Origin of the sequence: Niallia tiangongensis (genome assembly GCF_044704065.1) — a bacterium.
Classification (GTDB): domain Bacteria; phylum Bacillota; class Bacilli; order Bacillales; family Cytobacillaceae; genus Niallia; species Niallia tiangongensis.
In genome coordinates, this window is record NZ_CP162613.1 from 1533701 (window position 1) to 1560207 (window position 26507).

21 protein-coding genes and 1 pseudogene are annotated in these 26507 nt (G+C 35.5%); 15 read left to right on the forward strand and 7 right to left on the reverse strand.

Features of this window, described 5'->3' with window-relative positions:
- The first annotated feature begins 41 nt into the window (after positions 1–41).
- Both AB3U99_RS07325 and tnpA read left to right on the forward strand, forming a co-directional pair.
- Positions 42–1145 carry a 5-methyltetrahydropteroyltriglutamate--homocysteine S-methyltransferase gene (locus tag AB3U99_RS07325; RefSeq protein ID WP_400246648.1) on the forward strand — a complete coding sequence of 368 codons (1104 nt, stop codon included), beginning with the start codon at positions 42–44 and terminating at the stop codon, positions 1143–1145.
- A 189-nt stretch (positions 1146–1334) separates the two neighbouring features.
- Complete coding sequence (gene tnpA / locus AB3U99_RS07330) at positions 1335–1802, forward strand: IS200/IS605 family transposase (RefSeq protein WP_100525941.1); 468 nt, start codon at positions 1335–1337, stop codon at positions 1800–1802.
- Between the two features lie 246 nt (positions 1803–2048).
- Here tnpA and AB3U99_RS07335 read toward each other — a convergent pair whose 3' ends face one another.
- Positions 2049–3080 carry an ATP-binding protein gene (locus AB3U99_RS07335; protein WP_400246649.1) on the reverse strand — a complete coding sequence of 344 codons (1032 nt, stop codon included), beginning with the start codon at positions 3078–3080 and terminating at the stop codon, positions 2049–2051.
- Positions 3077–3751 carry a response regulator transcription factor gene (locus AB3U99_RS07340; RefSeq protein ID WP_400246650.1) on the reverse strand — a complete coding sequence of 225 codons (675 nt, stop codon included), beginning with the start codon at positions 3749–3751 and terminating at the stop codon, positions 3077–3079. Before AB3U99_RS07340 ends, AB3U99_RS07335 begins: the two co-directional genes overlap by 4 nt.
- A 198-nt stretch (positions 3752–3949) precedes the next feature.
- Here AB3U99_RS07340 and AB3U99_RS07345 point away from each other — a divergent pair, with 198 nt between their 5' ends.
- Entirely contained in the window at positions 3950–4156 is a 207-nt protein-coding gene (locus tag AB3U99_RS07345; protein WP_400246651.1) for a hypothetical protein, read from the forward strand.
- A 343-nt stretch (positions 4157–4499) separates the two neighbouring features.
- On the opposite strand, the pseudogene AB3U99_RS07350 reads toward AB3U99_RS07345, so the two are convergent.
- Positions 4500–5210 (reverse strand): annotated as a pseudogene (locus AB3U99_RS07350) (HAD hydrolase-like protein); the annotation flags it as partial.
- A gap of 185 nt (positions 5211–5395) precedes the next feature.
- Between AB3U99_RS07350 and AB3U99_RS07355 the strand changes: the two are divergent.
- Positions 5396–5653, forward strand: a complete 258-nt coding sequence (locus tag AB3U99_RS07355; RefSeq protein WP_400246652.1) for a hypothetical protein — start codon at positions 5396–5398, stop codon at positions 5651–5653.
- 20 nt (positions 5654–5673) lie between these two features.
- Here the strand turns inward: AB3U99_RS07355 and AB3U99_RS07360 are convergent, their stop codons facing one another.
- Positions 5674–5883 (reverse strand): flavodoxin family protein, encoded by a 210-nt coding sequence (locus AB3U99_RS07360; RefSeq protein ID WP_400246653.1) that lies wholly within the window; start codon positions 5881–5883, stop codon positions 5674–5676.
- Positions 5884–6595: 712 nt separating this feature from the next.
- On the opposite strand from AB3U99_RS07360, the gene AB3U99_RS07365 reads away from it, so the two are divergent.
- Together AB3U99_RS07365 and AB3U99_RS07370 are read left to right on the forward strand one after the other, a co-directional pair.
- Entirely contained in the window at positions 6596–6712 is a 117-nt protein-coding gene (locus AB3U99_RS07365; RefSeq protein ID WP_400246654.1) for a DUF4023 family protein, read from the forward strand.
- A 482-nt stretch (positions 6713–7194) separates the two neighbouring features.
- Positions 7195–9120: a 3'-5' exonuclease gene (locus tag AB3U99_RS07370; RefSeq protein ID WP_400246655.1), complete on the forward strand. Its 1926-nt coding sequence runs from the start codon at positions 7195–7197 to the stop codon at positions 9118–9120.
- Positions 9121–9289: 169 nt separating this feature from the next.
- On the opposite strand, the gene AB3U99_RS07375 is transcribed toward AB3U99_RS07370, so the two are convergent.
- The 3 genes from AB3U99_RS07375 to tnpB form a co-directional block, all read right to left on the reverse strand.
- Positions 9290–10165: a LysR substrate-binding domain-containing protein gene (locus AB3U99_RS07375; RefSeq protein WP_400247981.1), complete on the reverse strand. Its 876-nt coding sequence runs from the start codon at positions 10163–10165 to the stop codon at positions 9290–9292.
- A 73-nt stretch (positions 10166–10238) separates the two neighbouring features.
- A complete protein-coding gene (gene tnpC / locus AB3U99_RS07380; protein ID WP_400241484.1) occupies positions 10239–11831 on the reverse strand; it encodes an IS66 family transposase in 1593 nt (530 codons plus the stop codon).
- 103 nt (positions 11832–11934) lie between these two features.
- Positions 11935–12288, reverse strand: coding sequence for an IS66 family insertion sequence element accessory protein TnpB (tnpB, locus tag AB3U99_RS07385; protein ID WP_400241485.1), 354 nt, complete (start codon positions 12286–12288; stop codon positions 11935–11937).
- A gap of 69 nt (positions 12289–12357) precedes the next feature.
- Here tnpB and AB3U99_RS07390 point away from each other — a divergent pair, with 69 nt between their 5' ends.
- The 9 genes from AB3U99_RS07390 to AB3U99_RS07430 all read left to right on the forward strand — a co-directional run bounded on the left by AB3U99_RS07390 (position 12358) and on the right by AB3U99_RS07430 (position 26399).
- Positions 12358–12483: a hypothetical protein gene (locus AB3U99_RS07390; protein ID WP_400241486.1), complete on the forward strand. Its 126-nt coding sequence runs from the start codon at positions 12358–12360 to the stop codon at positions 12481–12483.
- 291 nt (positions 12484–12774) lie between these two features.
- On the forward strand, positions 12775–14157 hold the full coding sequence (gene gdhA / locus AB3U99_RS07395; protein WP_400246656.1) for an NADP-specific glutamate dehydrogenase: 1383 nt from the start codon (positions 12775–12777) through the stop codon (positions 14155–14157).
- A 289-nt stretch (positions 14158–14446) separates the two neighbouring features.
- Positions 14447–15658 (forward strand): M20 family metallopeptidase, encoded by a 1212-nt coding sequence (locus AB3U99_RS07400; RefSeq protein ID WP_400246657.1) that lies wholly within the window; start codon positions 14447–14449, stop codon positions 15656–15658.
- Positions 15659–15814: 156 nt separating this feature from the next.
- Complete coding sequence (locus AB3U99_RS07405) at positions 15815–17413, forward strand: ABC transporter substrate-binding protein (protein ID WP_400246658.1); 1599 nt, start codon at positions 15815–15817, stop codon at positions 17411–17413.
- 197 nt (positions 17414–17610) lie between these two features.
- On the forward strand, positions 17611–18642 hold the full coding sequence (locus tag AB3U99_RS07410; protein WP_400246659.1) for a Wadjet anti-phage system protein JetD domain-containing protein: 1032 nt from the start codon (positions 17611–17613) through the stop codon (positions 18640–18642).
- A complete protein-coding gene (locus AB3U99_RS07415) occupies positions 18615–20141 on the forward strand; it encodes a replicative DNA helicase (protein ID WP_400246660.1) in 1527 nt (508 codons plus the stop codon). The genes AB3U99_RS07410 and AB3U99_RS07415 overlap by 28 nt, the downstream gene beginning before the upstream one ends.
- The gene (locus AB3U99_RS07420; RefSeq protein ID WP_400246661.1) at positions 20116–20856 is read left to right on the forward strand and encodes a DUF6063 family protein; all 741 of its coding nucleotides are present in this window, start codon (positions 20116–20118) and stop codon (positions 20854–20856) included. The genes AB3U99_RS07415 and AB3U99_RS07420 overlap by 26 nt, the downstream gene beginning before the upstream one ends.
- Positions 20843–25258 carry a hypothetical protein gene (locus AB3U99_RS07425; RefSeq protein ID WP_400246662.1) on the forward strand — a complete coding sequence of 1472 codons (4416 nt, stop codon included), beginning with the start codon at positions 20843–20845 and terminating at the stop codon, positions 25256–25258. Before AB3U99_RS07420 ends, AB3U99_RS07425 begins: the two co-directional genes overlap by 14 nt.
- Before the next feature lie 238 nt (positions 25259–25496).
- Positions 25497–26399 carry a 3-hydroxyacyl-CoA dehydrogenase gene (locus AB3U99_RS07430; protein WP_400247983.1) on the forward strand — a complete coding sequence of 301 codons (903 nt, stop codon included), beginning with the start codon at positions 25497–25499 and terminating at the stop codon, positions 26397–26399.
- Positions 26400–26507 lie beyond the last annotated feature (108 nt).

The window sequence follows — 26507 nt, forward strand, 5'->3', positions numbered from 1 at the left end:
AAATAAAAAAGAGAGAAGAAATTTACGGAGGTAGGATTCAAATGACAAAAACGATTATTAAGGCACCATTTAGAGCAGATCATGTAGGCAGTTTGCTTCGTCCGCAATCGATTCATGATGCTAGAAAGAAGTTTGCTGATGGAGTTATTACCGCAGAAGAGCTACGTGCAGTAGAAACAGAAGAAATCAAACGAATTGTCGACAAACAAATAGAAGTTGGTCTTCAAGCAGTAACGGATGGTGAGTTTCGCCGCCGCTTCTGGCATACTGATTTTATGGAGCATTTAAATGGCGTAGAAGGTTATGTACCTGACCATGGTTATAAATTTAATGGGGTTGAAACTGAAGCATATGATGTACGTGTTACAGGAAAAGTATCTTTTAATCCTGATCATCCTCATCTTAAAGATTTTAAGGAATTCTATGAGATTGTTGGAGACCGTGCCGTTGCAAAAATGACTATTCCAAGTCCAAATCAACTTTTCAATGCAGGAATCCGTAATGAAGAAATCTATCCGGAGATTGAAGATTATGCAAACGATATTATCCAAGCTTATCGTGAAGCGGTTCAAGCATTTTATGAGGCTGGGTGTCGTTATTTACAATTTGACGATGTATATATTGCTGGACTTTGTGCTCCAGAATTACCATTTGCAAAAAGTGAGTTAGAAAGACAAGAATTAATCGATTTAGCTTTACGTGTAGTCAATGGTGTTTTAGAAGGAAAACCAGAGGATTTAATCGTGACAACACATCTATGCCGTGGAAACTATCAATCTACTTGGGCATTTGAAGGTCCATATGACAAAATTGCGCCTAGCTTCTTTGCGAAGGAAAAAGTAGATGGTTTCTTCTTAGAGTATGATGATGAGCGCTCCGGTGGTTTCAAACCGCTTGAGTTTGTACCAAATGGTGGAGCGCAAGTAGTTTTAGGTGTATTCACTTCAAAAACGGGAGAATTAGAAGATAAAGAAGCTATCAAAGCACGTGTAGAAGAAGCTTCTAAATACGTTTCCCTAGAGCAGATTTGTATCAGTCCACAATGTGGATTTGCTTCCACTCATCATGGAAATATACTAACAGAAGAAGAACAATGGAATAAATTGAAATACATTGTTGATGTTGCCAAAGAGATTTGGGGATAATAAGAAGAGAGAAGAAAACAGGTATCAAACCAATTGGTACCTGTTTTCTTTTTGATGGTTTCGAAAACCCCTGGCTATGCCGGGGGTTCCGGAGAGCTTATAGCGAGGTAACAAAAAAACCTCCTTTCATGGTAGGATAAAGTTGGTTTCCCGACCACTTTATCTCACGCAAGAAGGAGGTATGCCCTTATGAAGGACATGAACAGTTTAGCACATACAACATGGAATTGTAAGTACCACATAGTCTTTGCCCCAAAATACAGAAGGCAAATTATATATGGCAAATACAAAAAGAGTATTGGACAAATCATAAGAGAGCTATGTGAAAGAAAAGGTGTTATCATACATGAAGCAAATGCCTGTCCGGATCATATCCATATGTTGGTTAGTATCCCACCAAAATTAAGTGTATCGCAGTTCATGGGTTACTTAAAAGGAAAAAGTAGCCTGATGATATTTGATCGACATGCGAATTTGAAATATCGCTATGGGAATCGGAAATTTTGGTGTCGTGGTTTCTACGTTGATACCGTGGGGAGAAATAAGAAACAAATACAAGAATATATAAGAAATCAGCTGAAAGAAGATTATATGGCTGATCAGCTAACGTTGTTCGAAGAATTCGATCCGTTCACGGGTGAGAAAAATCGGAAGTAAATAAAGAAATTCTTTAGAATTGGTGAGTGAATGTGGTGCAGAAGGGAAACCTTTTCAGTGGGCCTTTAAGGCCGAGGCCGGTAAGAGAGGCTTTTAGCCGCAGAGCAAACCACCAGTTCACACTGGTGGTTTTGATTTTAAATAGAATTACATCATTCATCATTATTTAATACATCCCTCTTACCCTATGGAAAAAGCAAAAGGAAAGAAGTTAAGATCTGTATTTTGTGCTGGAAACTTCAGTACTTATATTCGAACGATAAAAATGCTACCACAATCTTTCTCACTCTCTACATAAATCTCTCCATGACATAGTTCCACAATCCTTTTTACAAGAGCTAGTCCTAGTCCATTTCCCGATTTGGAATGAGAGGTATCCCCTTGATAGAATTTATCGAAAAGATGTGCTTTAGTGCGATTATCCATTCCAGGACCATTATCTTGAATCGAAAAGCGAATTCCATCCTTCGCGTTTGTAAGGGTTAATTGGATTGTTCCACCTATATTAGAAAACTTAATAGCATTATCCAAAAGGTTAAGCCAAATTTGTTGGGTTAAATCTTCATTCCCACTATAAGTCACCTCATCCAATTCCACATGAATGATCATTTCTTTCGTAGACCATTTTGGCTCCATTAACACAATTGTTTTTCGTATTTGCTCATCTAGTCTAAATGGCGTTTTATCGGTAATAATCTCAAGATTTTCATACTTTGAAAGTGCCAGTACATTCGTAGAAAGTGCCGCTAACCGCTCCGACTCGGTTATGATAATATCTAGGTATTCTTGTCGCTCTTCTTCTGTTAAATTATTTTCTTTTAGTAACTTTGCAAACCCGCGTAACGATACAATAGGGGTTTTGAATTCATGTGAAAAATTATTTACAAAGTCACTCCGTAATGTTTCAATTCCGGAAAGCTCTTGTGTCATTTTATTAAAGCTTTGAGATAATTCTTCTAATTCTCCTATCCCTTTTATGTTTACTTGCACAGAAAAATCTCCATCAGCAACTTTATGAGTTGCATCGATTACGGTTCGAATTGGATTTAATGCTTTTTTACTGAGAAAGGCTGTTAGGGAAGTTCCAAGTAATATGCAGAAGCCTAAAAAAGCGATTAACGGAAATAACGGAAGCTGACTATTCTTTGAGATAATTCCTAAATGCTGTAAGGCAAAAGTGATCACGGCAGCTACCAATACCGTTGCCACAATTACACCAAATACAAACATAACTAATGTAATAGCAAGACTTAATCGTTTGGTAAAGAAATCTCTCATCCTTTTTTCACTGCCTTATAGCCTAGTCCTCGAACAGTCATAATTTCAAATTCTGGAATATCTCGCAATCGGTCTCTTAATCGGTTTATATGAACGTTAAGTGTGCGGTCATCTGTTTCAGATTCCATGCCCCAAATTTCGTCCATGAGCTGAATGCGTGTAAAAATCATATTCGGATAGGATAGTAGTTTGAACAATAAGAAAAATTCTTTAGGTGGCAACGTGATAACGAAATCGTCCCGAGATACAGTAAGTGCATCATAATCAAGTACCGTTTTGCCAACTGTAAGCTTGTGTTCATTAGCAATTTTAGCTCTGCGTAAAAGGGCTTTAATACGAAGCACCATTTCTTCTTCATCCACAGGTTTAGTCATATAATCATCTGTCCCGACAAGAAACCCTTTCCTTTTATCTGCCGGTTCTTGTTTGGCAGTAACCATTAATATAGGAAGAGTCTCCCATGATTGTCTTAGCTGTCGCGTTAATTCATAGCCATCCATTTTCGGCATCATTAAATCAAGAACTGCTAAATCAATGTGTTCTTTTTCCATGACACGAAGAGCTTCGATTCCATCCTGAGCATCATAGGTTTGATAGCCATATTGTTTTAATACAGCACACATTAATTTTCTTGTATTTTTATCATCTTCCACTACTAATATTTTAAACATCAAATGCCTCCATACGTATAATTTATCCCTATTTTAAAAGCAAAAGATAAACTGAAAATAAATATTCCGAAGTTTATATTCAGTTTACTTTACAACGTTATACTAAGAAACATAAATAAGAAAGTCTATGTTTTGTATAGAAATAAATAAATTTTTGAGTGAATACATTGTACGATGGAAAAAGGGGAGAAAGTATTGATGGGTTACTCCATTTTATTTAGTTATTATGAAGTAGTAGGAGAAGAAGCGCATTTGATCGATGAATACAAATTGCCCTATGAGGAACGGAAAGAAAGCCTAGAAACATTGTTAAGTCATCAAAATTACGAATTTATTGGGAATGTTGATTTGTGGGGGATTCGCACGAACAGCTTTATGAGTATTGCTGAAATTATTAAGAATTGAAACGGGATATAATTTGATAGAATAGATGAATTTTTTTGGCTATAGATTCCATATATGGCAGCTATTAGTATCTTCTAATAATTTAACTTATATTGTCACAATAAATTCTGGAGCAGCTGGTAAAACTTTTTATAAACATTCGATCATAAGAGGGGCATCTTTTTCTTCAAGCCAATCTCTTTGAAATTTATTTCCGCAATAAACGGTTGCAAGATTGTTTTCTAAACTTAGAAAGGGATGGATACTTATAAAGAGTATTGGCACCAATAAAATCCTTGTTAACTAAGGCTTGCTCAATATGTTGTTTTCTATAGCTTTATAGGATTCTGCAATAGGATTATTATTATCCTATTTTATTTTGTAGAAGTTCATTAACTTGAAAGGAAGATAATGTCGGTATAATCGATTTTAACTCCAATAAATCATCAATAACGATAGCTGCTTGGCTGAGTTCATCTTCTTTAGCAAAATCAAAATTACAACCAATAGAAACTAAACCATTCTCTTTGGCAGCCCTAATATCAGACAGACGGTCACCGACAACAGCTGCACTAGTTATTCCGTGCTTGTCTATGATACTACGAACAAGGTCTGATTTATTCAGTGATTCAATTAGTTGAATACTACATGTTTCTGTTAGCCAATTATTCAATTGGTAGTATTCTACAATAGCCTGTAAATATTCTGTTAAACCATTGCTAGCTATGTAAATAGAAAAGTTATTTTCTTTCAGATAGGAGAAAACTTCTTTTACATTTGGATATAAAGCACCTTTCCCATTCTTTATATTTGTAACCAATCGTTGAAGAAAATAAGCATCTGTTTGTTCTCTTAACTCGATGGAATGATTAGGCAATAATGTTTCCCAAACGATTGGTAATGGAACACCCATAATTTCACGATATTTATCAATTGGGGTTGCTCCTTCCCAATGCTGAAGGGAGCGTAGGTGATTAAAAGTATCATCAAGGGATATTTCTAAAATCTTTTCTGTTTGAAAAAGTGTGCCATCCATATCAAATATTAGTGCTTGAGACATTTCGTTCTCCCCTTTTTGAAGTGCTTTTTGTTACTAAGGTAAATTTTAGCATAAAATTCCAATGGTGTTTTAACTTCATTTAACTAGTTTGATGTGTAATAATAAAGTAAACCGTGGATGAAATTTCATATTTTAGTTAAAAATAACACTAAGTTATTACTCCTTTGTATTCATATGAAGGAAAATAAGGTGAATTAATTATGGATAATTTTACTAATGATAATACAGCTAGAAGGTTTAGGGCGCATGTTAGTGTTCTCGGAACGACACAAATTCACCTGCGAAATCCTTATATCATTGGGTGGTGGATTGCCGCTTTTCCTGGGTTTGGTCATCACCTTTTATCAAAAAACTTACGAAGGGTTTGTTTTATTTATTTGAGTAGTGGTAATAAATGTAAATCATCATTTAAATTTAGCCATGATTTATTTTTTTCAAGCAGAGATCGACAAGGCTAAAGAAGTCCTTGATACAAGGTTTATTTTGCAGCCATTTTTTCTTGGAAATCAGGGTAATTTACATCCCTTAAAAAGTGAGACCAGCGATCGATGAAATTCTTCATTAAACCAGACATGCTAAACCAATAAATAGGGGTGGAGAAGATTAATATGTCATGAGCAAGTACTAGATCAATTATTGCATTATAGTCATCCGTTCTGGTTTGAAATCCCTCCAAAGTGTGTCGCATATCTATAATCGGATAGATGGTATGATCTCTAAGGTGAATTATTTCTGCTGAGATACCTTCTATATACCTGATTAGTCAAGATTGCGGTATTTCCATTAGGACGAGTTCCCCCATCAATTACTGCGATAGTTTTCATGAATTTTCATCCTTCTCATCTATTTCTTTTTTCTATCTTAATATGAAAGTGACTGTTAATAAAGAGGATAATATCGATAGGTATAATCGAATAAATCGATAATGGAAGGTTGACTCGATGAATTTGTCTAAGTTCCTAATGGATTAGACTATAGACTGTAAGTGCAAAAGAAATTAAAAAAAATGGAGGGAATATGGGTGGATAACAAAAAAGAGACAGAATTATTATCTTTTAACGCAACAAAAAATGGTTGTCCCTTCAAAAAGAAACGCGTAGTGAATTAATAAGGAATGTATGGGTAGTTCCTGCATCGATTTCGTTCAAATAGAAAATTATTTAATCAAAGAAACAAAATTGGCATTGCTTTACAAGGAAACTGTAAAAATTGTGGCAAACAAGTAACCAGAGCTATTGAATTAGACTGATCATGTGGTGCTAATCCAAAGGGAAAGGAACTTTTTTACTTTGCTAAATGTTCGTTTTACAATGTATGCCCCGGAGAAATGAAAGGATTTGAAAGAATGTAAAGTTCGATAATGGGATAAAATAACATGAACATTTATAGGAGGGATAATAATGGAAGATACGAATCAGTTTGTTGAAAAATTAAAAAATGATCAAAAGAAGCAAGAGAAAAATAAAAAGCATGGCAAAGGACATCCGGAAGCAAAATTGCCTAATAAACAACATTAATAAGGGAAAGAAATGTACTCTGATTTAAAGTATTGGAGTGCATTTCTTTTATAAACAGGTTAAATCCCCTTCCTTTCTGCCGAAAAAATCCTTTTGGGCTATCACCTATTTCAAGCGATTGCATAGTTTAGCAGAGGGTGATGAAAAGAAAGGGGCAGATGCAATGAAAATTGAAAAGGTATTTACATATTATGGATACGATTTATTGATAAACGAAGTATTACATAAAAAATGCTTGAAGTGTGAAAAGTGGTATAAATTTGAGCTGGAGCTGGGGTATTGTTATTCGTGTATTAGGGAGATGGAGTGCAAACAGCCAGCAATTTGCGGAAAAGGACTAATAAATACGTTAATGAAGAATTTCCAAACTCAAAATAATAATGAGTGAGGAGAAATATTTTAAAATCAAGAAAATGATGATATTTGATATGATATAATTTGCCTATTATACTACTTTTTTACTATAAATGGAGTTGATATAGGTGGCACAGACTGTACCTGAGACTATACGATCCACTGCAACCGCAGGAGAACGTTTGCTCTTTCGGACCTTAAAGAACTATTTACCGGATGATTATATCGTTTATTATGAACCAGAAATATTAGGAAAACGGCCTGACTTTGTTATAATTGGTCCTGATTTAGGTCTGGTTGTGCTAGAAGTCAAGGATTATACAAAAACTACACTAGTACAAATTAATCACGATGATTGGATTATTGTCTCTGCAAATGGAGAACAGGCAATGGTAAAGAGTCCTCTTAAACAGGCAAGAGACAATATGTTTCATGTAGTAGATACATTAAAAAAGGATAAGAATTTGATTCATACAGCTGGCAAATATCAAATGCAATTAAAGTTTCCTTATGGTTTTGGAGCAGTCTTCACAAGAATGTATCAAAAAGATTTTATTGCTGAAGGAATTTATAGTGTTATTGATCCCAATTTATGTTTAATAAGAGATGAAATTGACCCGGAAAAAGAGAGTTTTACTGAAGAAAACTTAATTGAAAAGATAACAAATATGTTTGTTGTTCCCTATAGACTGAGGAAAAACTTAGATATTTACGATATTAATGCTATCCGATATCATCTATTCCCGGAAGTTCGCATTAGCGCGGAGTTTAAAGCCCCAGTTCCTTATCAAGATCAATTACTCCTTAGTCTTCATGATATAAAAGCAATGGACTTGCATCAAGAAAATTTAGCAAAACAAATTGGCGATAAAAACCGATTAATTCGAGGTGTTGCTGGAAGCGGTAAAACATTGATATTGGCAAGTCGAGCTAAGTTATTATTGAAGGAACATCCTGATTGGAAAATTCTTATTCTTTGTTATAACATTTCCCTATCCCAGAATATTAAGCAAATTATTCGCCACATGTTAGAGGAGCCTGATAGTCTTTTTGATTTCACTAATAAGGATGAGGATGTAGAAGATGTGCTCATACAGAGTCAAAATAACTTGATTGTACGCAATTTTCACGAATGGCTTAAATTTGATTTGAAAATTAATGAGAAACAAATTCCAACAATTATAGAAAAATTGGAGAAAAAAGAAACAATACTGCCAATATATGATGCTATTTTGATAGATGAAGGTCAAGATTTTGAAGCTGACTGGTTAGCTTTAGTTAGCAAGTTATTAAATGAAAATACACAATCTCTTTTATTAGTAGAAGATCGAGCACAGACAATATATAACAGAAAAAGAAGTTATGTCAAAGATACAGGTTTAAGCTTTCAAGGTAGGTCGAAAATTCTTACGATTAATTATCGGAATACTGCTCAAATTGTTAAATTTGCATGGGACTTTTATCAGAAACACTCTTTCTTAAAAAATAAAGTTATTTCACGTGAACATGAAGGGGAAGTTATTGCCCCACAAAGTACAAGAAGAAAAGGTCCAGAGGCAGCGATAGTAAAAGCTGATAGTTTTTGGAAAGAAATGAGAATAGTTGCACGACAAATCCAAAAGTTACATGAAGAAAAGAAGATATCCTATTCAGATATACTTATACTTTATCGGGTTAAGCGAACACATAAATTGAACATAATCGATACTATTCAACAGTCCTTACATAAGGAAGCAATTCCAAACTACTGGATCACAGAGAACGAGCAGACAAAACGGAATTTTGAATTGGAAGGAGAAACAGTGAAAATTAGTACAATTGAAAGCAGTAAGGGTCTTGACTTTCAGGTGGTTTTTATTGTTAATGTGGATAATATGCCTTTTCCTTTAGAGGAAGACAAAGAAAGAGAAGTATCTTTGTTATATATTGGTATGACAAGAGCGAAGCAATATTTATGTTTATCTTATTCAGGAGAGTCAGAGTTCACTCAATATTTTGAGGACCTAAAAATCCAGGAGAAAGATAGAGTAGAGCTAATAGAAAAACAGGTGTGAGGTAGATTATTTTTTCGAGAATTATATTATAGTAAGTTAAGAAGTATTAAAGAAAATAAATTCTGTTGCCATTCAAAATCAAACTTTAATTAAGTTTGATTTTGAATGGCAGGCACCTCTAATCTAGACAGCTGACTTTTGACAGTACCTGACACTCTATTTTCCATCGTTACTTTTTAAACTCATTTAACCTCTCATATGTTTCCAACAAAAACTGATAAAACAATGATTCTGTTGGAAGAAGTTTTCGATGGGTGGGATAAATGACACCCACGGTTCGAGTGAGATTGTCATCTGAAAGGGGGATGACGCAAGTAGAACGTGGTGTATTATCTACGAGAGTCATTTCAGGCATCAAGGCAACGCCCAATCCTGCAGATACCAATCCTTTTAATGCATCAATATCTTTTCCCTCAAATGCAATCTGTGGCGAAAAACCTGCATCGTGACATGCTGTAATTACTTGATGACGAAATACAAATCCTTCAGGCAAGACGCAAAAAGAGTCGTCTTTCAGGTCTTTTAACTGGATTTCCTTTTGTCTACTTAATGGGTGGTGAAGAGGGAGTAGTGCAACAATATTTTCTGTAAATAATGTAGCACCTTTGATTTTAGTTTCTTTTTCTCGATTCGGCATTGGTGCAATCATTGCCAAATTAAACTCCCCACTAATCACTCCATCGATAAGATCGTGATACAGGGCATTACTCATATGAAATTTAGCTTCTGGATATCGGTTTCGAAAGGAATAAATAATAGAAGGGAGTGTATGAGCAGCCATACTGATAGGGAATGCAATTCTGACTGTTCCTTTTTCAGGGTCGAGTGATTCCTCTACTTCTCTCTTCGCATCCTCCATCATACTCCATACTTGCTTCATCCGTTCAAAAAAAACTTTTCCTAGAGGCGTTAATTTCACGCTTCTCCCTTCACGTATAAAAAGTTCTACTCCTAATTCTGTTTCTAAGTTAAAAATCTGACGACTCACAGATGATTGTGCAACATGCAAAGAATCGGCAGCTTCGTAAGCCCGAATTATAAAAATAGCGCACCTTTTCGGTACGCATTACAAATAGCCGTGAATTCTGATTTTTTTAATCGAATTACGGCTATTTCATTTATTTGCTACATTCTCCCTGAATTATTTTTGACCAGGGCATGTATTGATCTAATATCTCAGGGTTTTGTTGGATGCTGAGATTTGGCAGATCCGTAAAAAGTTTTTTTATATATTTATAGAAATCAACGCCGTTACTTTTGCTAGTTTCAGCGATACTCAAACAGACGGCATTCGCTTTTGCACCTGCTTCACTTACACTAAAAAGCCAATTTTTTCTTCCTATAACGTTGGGACGAATGGCGTTCTCGGCCGGATTATTATCTATTTCAATTCGCCCATCATTCAGGAATGCTTTAAGTCCATTTGCCCTGTTCAATGTGTATTCAGCTGCTTTAGCCAAGGCATTTTTTCCGTAGAATGGTGACGTTTCAACCCACTTAAAAAATTTATCTACAATTGGCTTTGAGTATTTTTGGCGTTTTTTCCTTCGTTTACTCGGAGACAAATGTTTAAATTTCCTTTCGAGTCGATATAATTCGTCGCAATAGCTCACTCCGATTCGGCCATTTTTGCTGTCTGCTTTAAGCCAGTAACGCCTAACGTGCGCCCAACAATTTGCGAAGGTAACGCCTTCCAACTTATCATAGGCGGAATAACCATCGCAAATGATCGTACCAGAAAAGCCTTTAATGAAACTTTCAAGGACAGATCGAGCTCGAGATAATGCACTTTGAAAGAGAGTCATTGTTGGCCCTTGGCTTGGCACACTTCGAAACACCCAATTATAGGCATTGGCTTGGCCTGATTTCCCATCCGATCGGTTGATAATTTGTCCATATGTTTCATCGACATGCAAAACTGATTTAGACATCATCAACTCTTTCATTCGTTCGTAAACAGGTATGAGCCAATCGTGTGCTGCACGGATAACCCAATTCGAGAGATTTTTATCATTGGTATCCAATCCATAGCGATCCCATTCTTTTACCTGACGGTAAAGAGGTAAGTATTGTACAAATTTATCATAGATAACTTTGGCAAGTACGCTAGGACTTGCCATGCTACGCTGAATCGCTGGTTGAGGTGCTTTCCCGCGTTTAATTTGTGCTGGCTGTGATGAATCCACTTTACAGCCTTTACATTCATACGCATGTTCAACGTGCTGTACTTTCATCATTTTGGCAGGAATAAATGTTGCTTCTTCACGTACGATTGTACTGCCAATTTCAATCATTTGCTCTTGGCAACAGTCACAGATTGTATTTTCCGGATAATGGTGAATAGCTTCTACTTCAATACCATCATGCAAGGAATCATTTCGTTTTTTTGATGTAACTTTTCGTACAACAGTATAAGAAATTGTCTGCTGGCTTTGTTCTTCTGTGTGCTCAGGTTCGCTAAAATCCGGGTCATCATCAAATAATGAGCCTTGCCCATCTGGTAGGTTATATTTCGATTTTTCGGTTTTTGATCCATATAAAAGCTTAGTTAAATGGCGTACTTGATCGGTTAACACTTCAATCTGTTTAGTTGATCGATCTAGCTTTTTCGATAAATCTTTGTTTTGTTGATTTGAATGAGCCAATTGTTCTTCGAGAAGTCGAATTAATTTCTCATATGGATTATTGTTATTGGAAGAAGCATTAACCATTTATTTCACCACTTTTCGTTCACATAAGTTATAGGTATATTATAACATTTTTAACATGAAAAATAAACTTGAGAATGGCTTTAAATCAACATTTCCAGCAGGTTTAGAATACTCCTTTTTGTGATTTTTGAATGGCGTTTGGTTGCTGAATCGATAACCCCTCAAGCAGCCACCTAACCTCCTGTTGGGAAAGTTTTCGCACCTCATCTTCGTCTTTTGGCCATTGAAGTTTGCCTTTATCCAAACGTTTATAAAGCATGGCGAAGCCATCACCATCGAAATACAAACATTTATACCGATCCTTACTCCATCCTGAAAATAAGAAAATGGAATCACCATATGGGTCCAGTTCAAAAGAATCTTGAATCAGTGTCGCTAATCCATCAATCCCTTTACGCATGTCAGTTTTTCCACAAATGATATATATATTTTTAACACTTGTATAGTCGTGTTTCACAGATGTTTCAGCTCCCTCATAACCGTTTGAATGATGTGCTGATCCACGCCGTTGTTGAAGGAGATTTCTATGCTTGCCGTTTTGATCGTGCAAGCGTTACTGGAAGAGGCTGCTGATGACGTGGATGAATATGAAACCTTATTTTCGGAATGTAATGTAACGGGGACGATTGTTAGTTTTTGTTTTGGCATATGAAAAGCACCTCCTTAAATTGATACATTCATCGTACCAGGAGGCACTGCGTGTTTATATGCGTTGTTTGATTGGGGGCTTACGCAGCTTCTGTAATATGTTCTCTTTTGGCAGCTTCTAAAAAATATTGAATTTGTCTTATTTCCATTTCTTCACTCTTTTCCACTCATGCGCATAACGCATGAATTCAATCCGAAATTAGTATTGAAACTATTAATTATAAAATTATAAAATAAAAACAACTTTTAGAAAAGAGAATATTCTAACATTCAAAACATTAGGGGCTGAAAAAGGATGAAAGTGCTGGAGGAAAAAGAAGAGGTTCAAACACAAACCGTGACAGATTACATTAACGAGTTGTTTATTCAAGTTCAAGAACGTAATCCTCACGAAAAGGAGTTCCAGCAGGCAGTTAAAGAAGTCCTCGTTTCTTTAGTTCCTGTACTTGAAAAAAATCCAACATATATCAAACATGCTGTATTAGAAAGAATGCTTGAACCAGATCGATTAATTAGCTTCAAAGTACCTTGGGTAGATGATAATGGCAATATAAAAGTAAACCGAGGCTATCGTGTCCAATTTAATAATGCCATTGGGCCTTATAAAGGAGGATTAAGATTTCATTCTTCTGTTAATGCAAGTATTATTAAATTTCTTGGTTTTGAGCAGATCTTTAAAAACGCATTAACTGGGCAGCCTATAGGCGGAGGGAAAGGTGGTTCTGATTTTGATCCTAAGGGCAAATCTGATCTAGAAATTATGCGATTTTGTCAGAGCTTTATGACAGAACTTAGCAAGTATATTGGACCAGATATCGATGTGCCTGCTGGAGATATTGGCGTAGGTGCAAGAGAAATCGGCTATATGTTTGGACAATTTAAAAGATTAAAAGGTTCATATGAAGCAGGTGTATTAACAGGAAAAGGCATAGGATTTGGTGGAAGCTTAGGGCGTAAAGAGGCGACAGGATACGGATTAGTGTACTTTGTGGAAGAGATGCTTAAAAGTCAGGAATTAAGCTTTAACGATAGTACAGTTGTTGTGTCTGGCTCAGGAAATGTGTCTATTTACGCCATGGAAAAGGCGATGCAGTTAGGTGCAAAAGTTATTGCTTGTAGTGATTCAAGTGGTTATGTATATGACCCAAATGGAATTGATCTAGATACAGTGAAACAATTAAAAGAAGTAGAAAACAAAAGAATCTATGAATATGTGAAAAAACATCCAAATGCTATCTACCAGGAAGGATATACTGGCATTTGGGGAATTCCATGCGATATTGCTTTGCCATGTGCCACACAAAATGAGCTCAATAAGGAAGCCGCAGAAAAGTTAATCTCTAATGGGGTAAGAGCAGTAGGGGAAGGGGCGAATATGCCTTCTACTTTAGAAGCGGTTGATACCTTTATTCATCAAAATGTGTTATTTGCACCTGCGAAAGCAGCAAATGCAGGTGGAGTAGCAGTCTCTGCTTTAGAAATGGCACAAAATAGTGCTAGAGTAGCTTGGACCCATGATGAGGTAGATAAGAAATTACTAGACATCATGAAGAATATTTATAGCAAAAGCATCCAAGCAGCAGAGGATTATGCGACGAAAGGGAATCTCGTTGCAGGAGCTAATATTGCTGGTTTTATTAAAGTAGCAGATGCAATGATTGAACAGGGGATTATATAACAAGCTTATGAACAGATAGGGTTTAATAGATTTTGATAAAACATAGAAGGAGAATTGGCATTTTGCTGATTCTCTTATTTTATTTAATAGACAAATGTCTTTTTAAAGTGTCGACATTTTTTAGTAACAAATGGATGTATAAATATAAATAAACAATATTTCGACTTTCGTATAATAAAATTGTATTCTTGACTATTTCACGATATACTATTTATAAATTTAATATTCTGAATATAAAGAATATTTAATGGGGTTAATATTAAATCAATAGAACGAAGGAGGAAGGAATATGCTAAGCAATTGGAAATTACAATTAGAAGAAATGTATGACAAAATGGTGGAATGGCGCAGATATATGCACCAGTATCCTGAATTATCAAATCAGGAATTTAAGACTTCAAAGCTAATCGCATCTCTATTATCGGAATACGGGATTGAGAGAAAAGTAAAGGTTGGCGGTATGGGTATTATAGGCTATGTAAAGGGAGGCCAACCAGGAAAAACCATTGCATTAAGAGCGGATTTCGATGCACTGCCAATTCAGGATGAAAAAGATGTACCGTATAAATCAAAAGTAGATGGAGTAATGCATGCATGTGGACATGATGGGCATACAGCTACCCTGTTAGCAGTTGGTAAGGTACTACAAGAAAATAGAGATCAACTAGCTGGCAACGTAGTACTACTCTTTCAACATGCGGAAGAAGGCGGTGGTGGTGCAAGAAAAATGATTGCAGACAATTGTTTGGAAGGAGTAGATATCGTATTCGGAAATCACTTATGGAGTTTAATCCCAACTGGAACAATTTCTTATACGAAAGGATATACAACAGCAGCAGGAGACGGCTTCGAGATTAAAATAAAAGGAAAAGGCGGTCATGGATCCTCTCCTCAGGATACCATTGATTCTATTGCTGTTGCTGGTCAGTTGATTAATCAGCTTCAGTACATCGTAAGTAGAAGAGTTCACCCTCAGAAAACGGCTGTTATCACAATTGGCTCCATTCATGCAGGAGATGCTGGGAATGTAATAGCAGATTCTGCGCTATTAAAAGGAACGGTGAGAACGTATGAAAAAGAAGTGCAGCAATTAGTAGAAGAAGCAATGAATGATGCTATTAAAGGTATCTGCTTAAGTTCCAAGGCTGATTATGAATTTAACTATTTCCATGGAGTAGCAGGGGTTTATAATCATCTGAATGAAACAGAGATATTTGCCAGCACAATGAAAGATTCACTACCAGAAGTGAATGTTGAAGAAGTGCCAGCATTGTTAGTCAGTGAGGATTTTGCCAATTATTTAGAGAAAAAGCCTGGCATGCTTTTCTTTACTGGAGCAGGCAATGAAGCCATAGGTGCTGTATATCCCCATCATCACCCTAAATTTAACTTTGACGAAAGGGCAATGCTAAATGCAGGAAAAGCAATGCTCTCCATCATTCATTATTATCTAGTGGAAAATGCGTTAGAAGTCATAGCCCCATACAATGCAGTAAAGTAAAGGGAAGTGATAGGACCTTTAAAGCAATGCTTTCTAAATAAACACCATGTTTACTTATGACAATTAAATGGAAGAGTCTTGTCATATCACTCCATGAGCCTATTTGATTTATGTCCTTAAATGAAGTAGTACATGAAATATGTTGGAGGGGAAAACATGTTGTTTAATAATCGAAGCACTTTAATGCTCATGCTTTCTGTATTGCTATTACTTGTAGCTTGTAGCAATAGTACAACAAATGGTACTGCAAATACTTCCGAGGAGAAAAATTTATTTATTGGAATGGTTAATCCACCAATCGCATTTAACACGATTAATTCATCAGATGTAGCCTCACAGTATATAGAAGGATTCATGTTTGACTCCCTATTAGATATGCCAGAATCCTTGAAATTTACTCCGAAATTAGCCGAATCCTTTGAAACAACAGACAATCAAACGTATACCATTAAAATAAATGCAAAAGCCAATTGGTCAGATGGGACCCCTGTTACAGCCGAAGATGCTGCCTTCACCTTGAATTTGATTGCCAACCCAAATGTTGAAACACATGTAGGTAATTTTCTAACGCCGCTTGAAGGGTTAGAGAATGGAAAGCTGCCAGAAGGAGTAGCTGAAATCCCTTCTGTAAAGGTGATTGACGAAAAAACATTAGAATTTAAAACGACAAACCCAGTTGACCCCAATATGATTAAAGAACAGTTAGGGGTCAAATTAATGATTTTGCCAAAGCATATTTTACAGGATGTCGATCCAAAAGAACTATCAAAGGATCCCTTTATGCAGAATCCTACTGTTACGAATGGACCTTTCAAATTTGTACAATATAAAAAAGACCAATATGTAGAATTTGAAAAGAACCCTGATTATTATTTAGGCACTCCAAAAATAGACAAGATATATGTGAAAATAATGCCGGCATCCAATTTAGTCGCACAGCTCCAAACCGGTGAAATTCAAATGAATAATTCATTAGGGAAAATAGCTGTACAAGACTATGAAACGGTAAAGAAGATTGAAAATGTAAAAACAGAATTGCAGCAAACAATTGGTTTTCAAATGTTAGTGTTTAATATGGAGACAATAAAGGATGCAAAGCTTAGACAAGCAATGGCCTATGCAATTAACCGTGAATCGATTGTAGATGATCTTCTTAAAGGGACAGGAGAAATAATTGATGGACCGTATACCTCCTTAAATCCTTATTTAAATAATGATTTAACCAAATACACCTACGATCCAGAGAAAGCAAAACAATTACTTGCTGAATCTGGTTGGGATATAAACCAAACATTAGATTTTGTCGTTCCACTCGGAAATAAGGTACGGGAACAATCAGCCAATATCATCGTCCAGAATTTAGAGGATATCGGCATAAAGGTCAAAACAGCAACCTATGATTTCCCGTCTTCACTCCAAATGGCAAAAGAAGGAGACTACGATCTGTATTTATTAGGAAATGCTCTTACGGTAGATCCAGATGTATCATCCATGTATGCCAGCAACGGCTCGTTTAACTTTATGAACTACAATAATCCAAAAGTAGATCAATTATTGGCTGATGGCAAAGCAGAACCAATCGCTGAAAAAAGAAAAGTAATTTACGAGGAACTACAGGAAATCTGGGAAGCGGATTTGCCAGTTCTTACCCTATATTCTGATTATAATTTTGCAGCAGTATCTGATAGTGTCTCTTATGGAAAGGTAAATATATTGGATGCTAGTGTGGATTATCATTTGTGGGATTTGGAGTGAAACATAATTTAAACAGAAATAAAGAGGCTGTCCCAATTTTGGGGCAGCTTTCACTTTTGAGTGCCAGGTACCAGCGATGGACAAATGTCTTTTTAAGGTGCCTGGGACTTTGTTATGTAAAAAAATATTTAGCCTTCATACCATTATCTAGTACAATAATAGTAGATTTAATTACATAAGAAAGAAGTGTTTATGTATTGGAAGAGATAAAAAAATTGTTTATTGCATTCCCAAAGAAGACTATAGCCTTGCTTGAATTAGAACAAGTGATAAAGCCATTTATGCGTAGCTACGAGGAATTTGCTCAAGTAGTGTTGGAATTGGAAGCAGAAGGAATTCTGGGAATGGTAAAAGCAAAAGGAAGAAATAGTCGAAATCCTTCACTTGCCTTTCAATATCGTATTCAAAAGAAAATGTTAGTAGATGATTATCATAAGGAATTACAATCCTACCGAAGAAACTTGCACCCATCCATTAATTTGGACGCATACTACCAAGAAGAACCTAATGTTTGGAAAAAACACTTACCTTATATCCGGAAGATTGATCAGTATTTGCAGAAGTTTTCTTTTCCAACTGAAGAAGTACCTGCTCCAGAACGAAGCTATGAATTAGTGGAAGATGAGAAATGGATAGTGGAAAAAGGAGGAAAAGAAATACTCGAGAAAATCGGTCTCTTTCATTCATTGAAAATTATCCCAGTTTCTGAACCACTCATGTTCGCAATTAATCCTATGCAAATAACAGTAGAAGAACAGTTTCATTTAATAGTTGAAAATAAGACAACCTTTCAAGGGCTACTTCCTGTATTAAAAGAAACAAAATTTTCTACATTAATCTACGGGAGTGGAAAAGCAGTAATAAAAAGTATTGAACAATTTCCTATGCAGTATCCTGTAATAGCTAAACACTATTTTTTCTACTTTGGTGATATAGATCATGAAGGCATATCCATTTGGTATTCCTTGAATGAAAAACAGAATATGATATTAGCGTTACCTTTCTATGAAGCTTGTTTGCACAAGAAATCTGCTATGGGAAAAGAATATCAAAAAAGTAGAAAAATAGCATTAAGTCAATTTTTATCCTATTTTCCTTTGGAGCAGCAACTGCAAATTCAACGCCTCTTAGAAGACGGAAGCTATTATCCACAGGAAACACTTAAAACTAGGGAGTTGCAGCAAATTTGGAGGGAGTCAGATTGGACAAGCTTGAATTACAAGAAATAACAAATGGATATAGAGAAAGAATACGCCGCCTTGCCTTATTTGATCCATTATATGAATTAGAAAGAAAACGGGAACAAGACCAACAAGAATTAATGGTTGATATGAAAGGACTTGGTTTGCTTTCCCTGCTTTTCTTTTTTGAGCAGAAGTTAATTCGGAATTATAAAGTTGGTACAAAGCAATTGGCTAACTTTTTGCAAAAGCTAACGGAAAATCAATATATACTTGATGAGCGGGATTATGAAAGAATAGCAAGAACTATTATTCAAATATTTCGACCTACAACAGGGAGGAAACGCAGTTATTCTTATTATAATTGGGATTCAGGAAAAGAGGATATAATAGACTATTCTATTCTCAAAGCGAATAATTTTGATATGGAAACCAATACACAATATTATACGTTGGATGAAGATGGGCTTGAATTAGTGTTTGCGACAAAAGAATTTTATAGTGAATTTCAACTGTCTATTAATCAGCTTATGTTGCGGAAACAATTGGATCGAGGGGAGTTTAAAGGAGCTCTGCGCCAGATTAATGAAATGAGAATAGATGTAGAGAGTTTAGATGAACGAATTGGAAAGTTAAAACATGAGATTCAGCGGAGTATTGTTTCAGAAGAAACCTTTGCCCGCTATAAACAGCTATTAGAAGATATTTCTGCCCGATTATCAAGAGAAGATGAAGAATTTAAAGAGCTCCGCCAATTCGTAAAAGAGACAAGAGAGAGATTGTATTCCAAGGATGTTCACAAGAAGGAGCACAAAACGTATGAATTAATTCTTACCATTACAAGAGAATTAGAAGGGGTACATTATGAGCATTCAAGGTTGTTGGAACAGACGCTATCCTTAAAAAATACTACGCTAGTGACTGCCCAAGAATCACTATATTATACAGGGATACAAGCATTTAATTTCGATCAAGATATTGTTTCCCATTTGATTTCCACACCATTACCTTTTGAAGCGATGCAAGGTGTTTTGCAGCCATTTTTAAAAGTGGAAGAAAATCACTTCTGGTCACCACTGACCATTTTGGCCGAGCAAAATATAAACGAAGAAAGAGAAAAACCAGTGGAGCAAGGATTAATAGAGCTAAGTAAAGAAGACCAAGATAGTCCTTATCGGAAAAATCTAATGAAAAAATATAAAGAGATTATGGAATTATTTTTATTTGCCTATCAGCCAGGAAAGGGGAATACTTTATCTTCCTTTCTTCATTACTTAGATGAAATAGGACAATCGTCGCTCTATGAAAATCGTTATTTTTATGAATTTTGGTTGATCTTACATCAACGGTCTCCGGTTGTACAAGGTGCTATCCAGGAAGAAGAAGGGACAACCTTACTTGGTGACGCTTTGGCACTTTTAGAAAATCGTACCCTTATTGTTAAAGAAGAAAAGCGTGTTGTTAGACAATTTGCCCGTTATTCTATTCAAGAAATGATTATTTCTTTGGAAGGAGAAGAAAATGAATTACTCGGAACAAACGATTAAAAATGCTTTTCAAATATATACGAAATTAGTTCGGGATGGAGTAGCAGATAAAGAAGCCGTTCAGCAATATAAAGCAGATGACGAAATTCGGGGTTTACTCGATCTTTTTAGTAGAGAAGTGGACTGTGTTATCGTGAATACAAGCGAACAAATGCTGTTAATCCCTGAAACGAAACTGTCACCCTTTCATGTTAGCAATGACTGGCTGAAGCGTAATTATTTACGTTCTGGAGCAACAAATGGAGATATTTATTTGCTTTACTTTGCGACCATCGTTCTTTTTGGTAGTTTTTACGATACCTATCAAAGCATAGAGCCCACAAGACTTTTCTTAAGATTGGATGAATGGGTGCGCTTTATTCATGAACGAATAGAGCATCTAAAGACCCATGATGAAGGTACATTGAAGGAACTGGAAAAGGAGTTTTCCTATAATTGGAGTATCATTATCGAGAAATGGGAAGACATGGATGATATTAAGGAAACGGCTAAAAAGCAGGCTGGAAATACAATCAGTCGGTTTAGTTTCATGAATACGGTGAAGCGATTCTTAATTGATCAAGCTTTAATCCAAGATATTGGTAATAATGAAATTACTTTAACGGAAAAGGCGAAAACAATCATTCAGCGATATTTTATGGAAGTGGAATATAATAAAGGTATTTTTGAATTTATTTATAGCTTTAGCAAGGAGGAAAGCCATGCCATCGATTAGCAAAATCCGTTTAACGAATGTGATCTATGAAGAGGGGAACAAGCGCTACAACAATGAGATTTTTTTATTTGATGGTCAAAATAGTGCGATTCTTTTAGAAAACGGCGGAGGAAAGACTGTTTTTATTCAAACTGCACTGCAAGCTATTTTGCCTCATGCAGATTTAGCAGATCGAAAAATCAAGAATACATTAATGCTTGAGAATGCTCCAGCACATATTGCTATTGAATGGATTACCAATGATAAGCCAAGACATTATGTAGTTACAGCGGTGTCGCTATTTACAACGAAACAAGGAATCGATTCACTCCGCTATGTCTATGATTACGGAGAGAATGATGCAAACAGCATCGAAGAAATTCCTTTTGTGAAAGAAGGGAAAGAAGGCAAACGAACAGCAGAAAAAGGGGAAATGCAAGACTATTATAGTTATATGAGAGAAAAATCTTTATCTGCGAGAACGTTTCAGACAATTAAAGAGTATAAGCAGTATATCGAAGAACAATTTCAAATCATCACAAGTGAATGGGAAAGTATCGCAAAAATTAATAGTTCAGAAGGGGGAGTAGAAGCTTTTTTTGACGACTGTAAAAACACGAATCAATTATTTGACCGCCTATTAATTCCCGTAGTAGAAAATTCAATTGTTGGCCATGATACGCAGTTGTTCGCTAATACATTTGAACAGCAGCATGCCAGTTTAAAAAACTATCAAAATTTAAAAGAAACGTTAGAAGAAAATAAACAAATACAAAGGAAATTGGAAGATTTCACAAAAACATATGAAGTACTTCATCTTCAAGAAATTGCTTATGAAAAAATGAAACAGTTTGTAAAAGGACTTTATAAGGAAGCAATTAGTCAAAAAGAAAGCTACTTAGCAGAACAACAAAGCATTACAGAAAACTGGAAGGAGTGGTTTTCGAGTAATCATTTATACGAAGTAAAAGAGGCTTCATTTGATATTTTACAAGAAGAGTGGAAGTTCCAGAATTTAGATCGAACTTATAAAGAAAGCTATCAACAAAAAAATGACAAAGAAGAAAATCTAAAGCGGTATAAAAAAGAATTTTACTCCTTAAAACTAATAGGTTTAAAGAAAGAAAAGCGTGTATTATTAGGAACTCTAGCCAACATTGAAGCTGAATTACAAATGCACGATCAAAAGGAAGAAGTGCAAGATTTTAAAGAACAATTAGAGGAAATAAAAGCGACGTTGTTAGGTTGGTATAAAGCGGAATTAGAACAGTTAGAAAAGAATAAGCAAGAGATAAGGTATCAACTAAATCCTATAAAAGAAGGGATTGCTAGTAAAGAATCAAACCGAAAAGATTTATTGGCAAGGGAGAAGGAGATAGAGGCACTTAATACACAAATTACTACGACAATTAGATATCTTAAAAAGGATATGCAGCGTATTAAACAACAAATTCTCGCCAATCCAGAACAGGAAAAAGTTGAAACAGAGCTCTTAGTATGGCAGCATAGAGCGCAGCATCTCGATCAAGAAATCATTCGTTTGGAACAGGAAATAAAGCAATTTCTGGTTCAGATAAAAGAAGCAGAGCAAAAAAAAGAAGAGATTCAATCGCAAGTGATCAATCTAGAAAAAGAGATGGACAAAATCTCCTTTAACCTGTCACTTGGAGAACAAGCAGAGAAAAAGCTAATAAACGAACTAGCAACTCTTCATGCTGCATGGAATGCCCTTGATACAGTATATTTACAGCAAGAATCCATTGAAAAAAGGCTCACTGAAACATTGGCGAATGTAAAGAAAGAAAAGGAGAAGTTACTAGATAAAGAAAGAATGGCCCATCGCTTTGTTGATGATTACGCGAATCAAGATATATTCTTTGGGGATCCCTACCTTGAAAAACAACTCCGTACGTGGAAAAATCAACTGGATTATGTAGTAACAGGAGTAGAGTATTTACAAGAAGTAGATGAAGTAGAAAAGCAAGCAGCAAAACGTTATCCTTTATGGCCGATTACGCTGGTGACAACACAAAAATCTAAGCCAAAGCTCCTAAATCGAATTTCCAATATGACCAAAGAGTTGCAATACCCTATTGTGGTACTTACTACTGAGGAAGCATTAACGATGCAAGATTATCAAACAAATGATAATTGGGTGGTGCCATCTCACTGGGAAACAAACTCAAGTCAGAATAACTTCGCAGAATGGAAAAAACAGGTTAGTACGATTGCGAAGGAAGCTACTCTACTTCGTGAGGAAAAAGAATTGGAAATGAAGAAATGGCAAGATGGCCAGCATGCGTTCAAACAATTTATGGAAACATATCCATTTGCTCTCTTTACAGAATGGAAGAGTCAGCAGAATGAAGCAAAAGCTATATTAGAGGATTTAGAGCAGCAACTTCAAAAGGAAAAATACGTTATACTTGCTCTACAGGATAAAGGGAAAAAGCATACAAATACGGTTAAAGATTATCGAGATGAGAAAAATGGTTTAGAAGGAAAAATCGATAAAGGGACGCAATATGTACAGTATGCCAAAGAAGTAATGGATGTATCTAGAAAGGAAATAGATACTAGAAATCAACTCGTAGAATTAAAAAAAGAGCTTGAACGAATTGAACGGCAACTTACTGATTTGAAGGAAGAGAAAGAGTATCTAGATGAACAGATAAGTAGGAATAAGGTGAGAGCTGAAATGCTTCAGCAAGAGGAGGAGTATAAATCTTTAGGATCCATTAATCCTATCTTTTCAAATGAGGATAAAACGACAATTAAAGAAAAAATGTTCTCATTAGAAATGAAAATTCGTGAAATAACGGTTGCCGAAGGAGAATTACTCGCTAAAAGAGAAGCAAATCAAAATTCCCTTAACAAAGTAAAGGATCAAATAGAAGAGTTACAAAAGGAACATCCTTATATAGATGAAACAATAGAGTTTCTAAGTGACCACAGGCTATTGCAAGATCAGTTATGGAATCAAATGCAAACGGCACAGAGTGAAATCGAGAAACTAGCAGATGAAGTAGAGCGCAAAAACACTCGAAAAGAAAGACAGCATGGTATATGGCAACTAAAAGTGAAACAATTTAAGGCGAAATTCCTAGAAGAAGAAATAATCCATTTTACCAAAATAAAAGCGGAAATTATGGAAGAACTAGCAATAGAAAAACAAGCTTTACTCGAACGAAAAGCATATCTAGAGAAAGAGGAAGCAAGAATAAAAAAAGAGTTATCTTCTATAAGTGAAGCGATTATAGGCATGGATCTTTTCGAGGATAGTCATCATTTTAAAGCACCACATATTGTACCAGTTTCCCTATCACAGGAAGAAATACTCACCTTTACTTATAGTCGCAAGAAATATATAGATAAAGTAGTGGATGAATTAAAGCAGAAGAAGCAACTAGTGGAAACTGAACAGAAGGACGTGGAAAAGGCTAGACGAAAATTCCGAGAGTTTTGTAATCGTGAAATTTCCAATATAAAGCTGCAGCAGATGGCTATCTCTGGCCTAGATAATAAACAAAACTATGAAGATTTGTTAGAGTTTAAGAAAAATATGCTTCTTCGCATTGAGAAAATATCTAACTATGCGATGGAACATATCCGTCAAAGTGATGAAGATTTACAATTTTTTATTAATCAAATCCATTCACACTTACAAACACTTGTTGAAGAAATTAATCAGATTCCAAAGAAAACAAGAGTAAAAGTGGAAGAGGATTGGAAGCAAATCTATACCTTTAAAATCCCTGAATGGGAAGAAGAAGCCGGTAAGATGAGAATAAGAGATTATATTGAATGGATCTTACGGCAATTAGATTCAGAAAGATTCTTAAATGACTTAGGACAACAAGATACATCAAAAATCCGAAAAGAGACAGAGAAATGGCTGCAGACGAAACAGTTGCTGCAAGTAGTAATGAATAATGATGTTTTAAAAGTAAACTGCCGCAAAGTGACTAATGATAATAAGGTATCCACTCGGAACTATAGTTGGGAGCAAAGTAATGTCTGGTCTGGAGGGGAAAAATGGAGTAAGAATATGACTCTATTTTTAGGAATACTCAATTATGTTGCAGAAAAGAAAAAGCATCAACCCACTAACCGAAAACGTAATAGAGTAGTAATTCTCGATAATCCATTCGGAAAAGCATCGAGCGATCATGTGTTAAGTCCAGTCTTTTTCGTTGCCGAACAGTTAGGATTCCAAATAATTGCGCTGACAGCACATGCAGAAGGTAAATTTCTGCAAGATTATTTTCCCATCCTTTATAGCTGCCGCTTAAGATCATCTAGTGACGCTAGTAAAAAAATTATGACGAAGGAAAAATGGTTGCACCATGCGTTTTTCCAAGATCATGAGCCTCAGACGATTGATCGACTTGGGGAGACGGAGCAGATGACGTTATTTGAGTGATGAAAATTGATAGCAAACAATAGTGCCTGGCACCTTATGGAACAAACGTTCTTTATGGTGACAGGCATTTGTTTTTTTGTTTTCACTATAAGCAATGTGTTTATGTTTGACAAGAAAAAAAGATAAGCGTAAATTATTTATTGAACAATCGTTCAAAACGAATGTTCAAATAATTAGATGGTTCATTTCTTCAAAAGAAGTAATGAAACTATTAGGGAAAAGAAAGGGAGAATTTACGATGGATTTCAAACATATTACAGTAGCAGGTAGTGGAGTTTTAGGTAGTCAAATTGCCTTTCAAACCGCATTTAAGGGGTATCAAGTATCTGTTTATGATATTAATGATGAAGTTCTAGAAAAAGCTAAGAATCGCATTCAAAACTTAAAACCCTATTATAAAAAAGATATTGGTGCTACTGAAGAAGAATTAAAGGATGCTTTTGGACGTCTCTCCTTTTATTCGAATTTAGCTGATGCAGTGAAGGATGCAGACCTTATTATTGAAGCAATTCCTGAAGTAGTAGAAATTAAAACAGATTTTTATAAACAGTTAGCAATTGTTGCTCCAGAAAAAACAATTTTCGCTACAAATTCTTCAACACTTCTACCAAGTCAATTTGTTGAAGCTACTGGAAGACCAGATAAGTTCTTAGCTCTTCACTTTGCTAATGAAATTTGGAAAAATAACACAGCGGAAATCATGAAACATAAAGGAACTTCTAAAAGTGTTTTTGAAGAAGTTATAGTTTTTGCAAAAAGTATTGGAATGGTTGCGTTACCACTTCATAAAGAACAGCCAGGTTATATTTTGAATTCCTTATTAGTTCCCCTTTTAGAAGCAGCTCAAATGTTACTTGTTAATGAAGTAGCAGAAGTGGAAACAATCGATAAAACATGGATGGTAGCAACTGGAGCACCAATGGGACCATTTGCGATTCTTGATGTAGTCGGTATTACTACTGCTTATAACATTACAAAAGGAAAAGCAGATGCGACAGGAAATCCTGAATTTGTAAAGCTAGCTGAAAAATTAAAAGCAGATTATATTGATCAAGGAAAATTGGGACGTGCTACAGGTGAAGGATTCTATAAATACCCAAACCCAAGTTTCGTTGATCCTGATTTTCTAAAAAATAAATAAGTATGAAAATGCCAGAAGTTCTATCTAAGAGTAAATTGACAAGTAATAAGGACAAGCATAAACTAGTATTTTAAAAAAAGTTCATTATTTGTTCAGGTAGGACAGGAA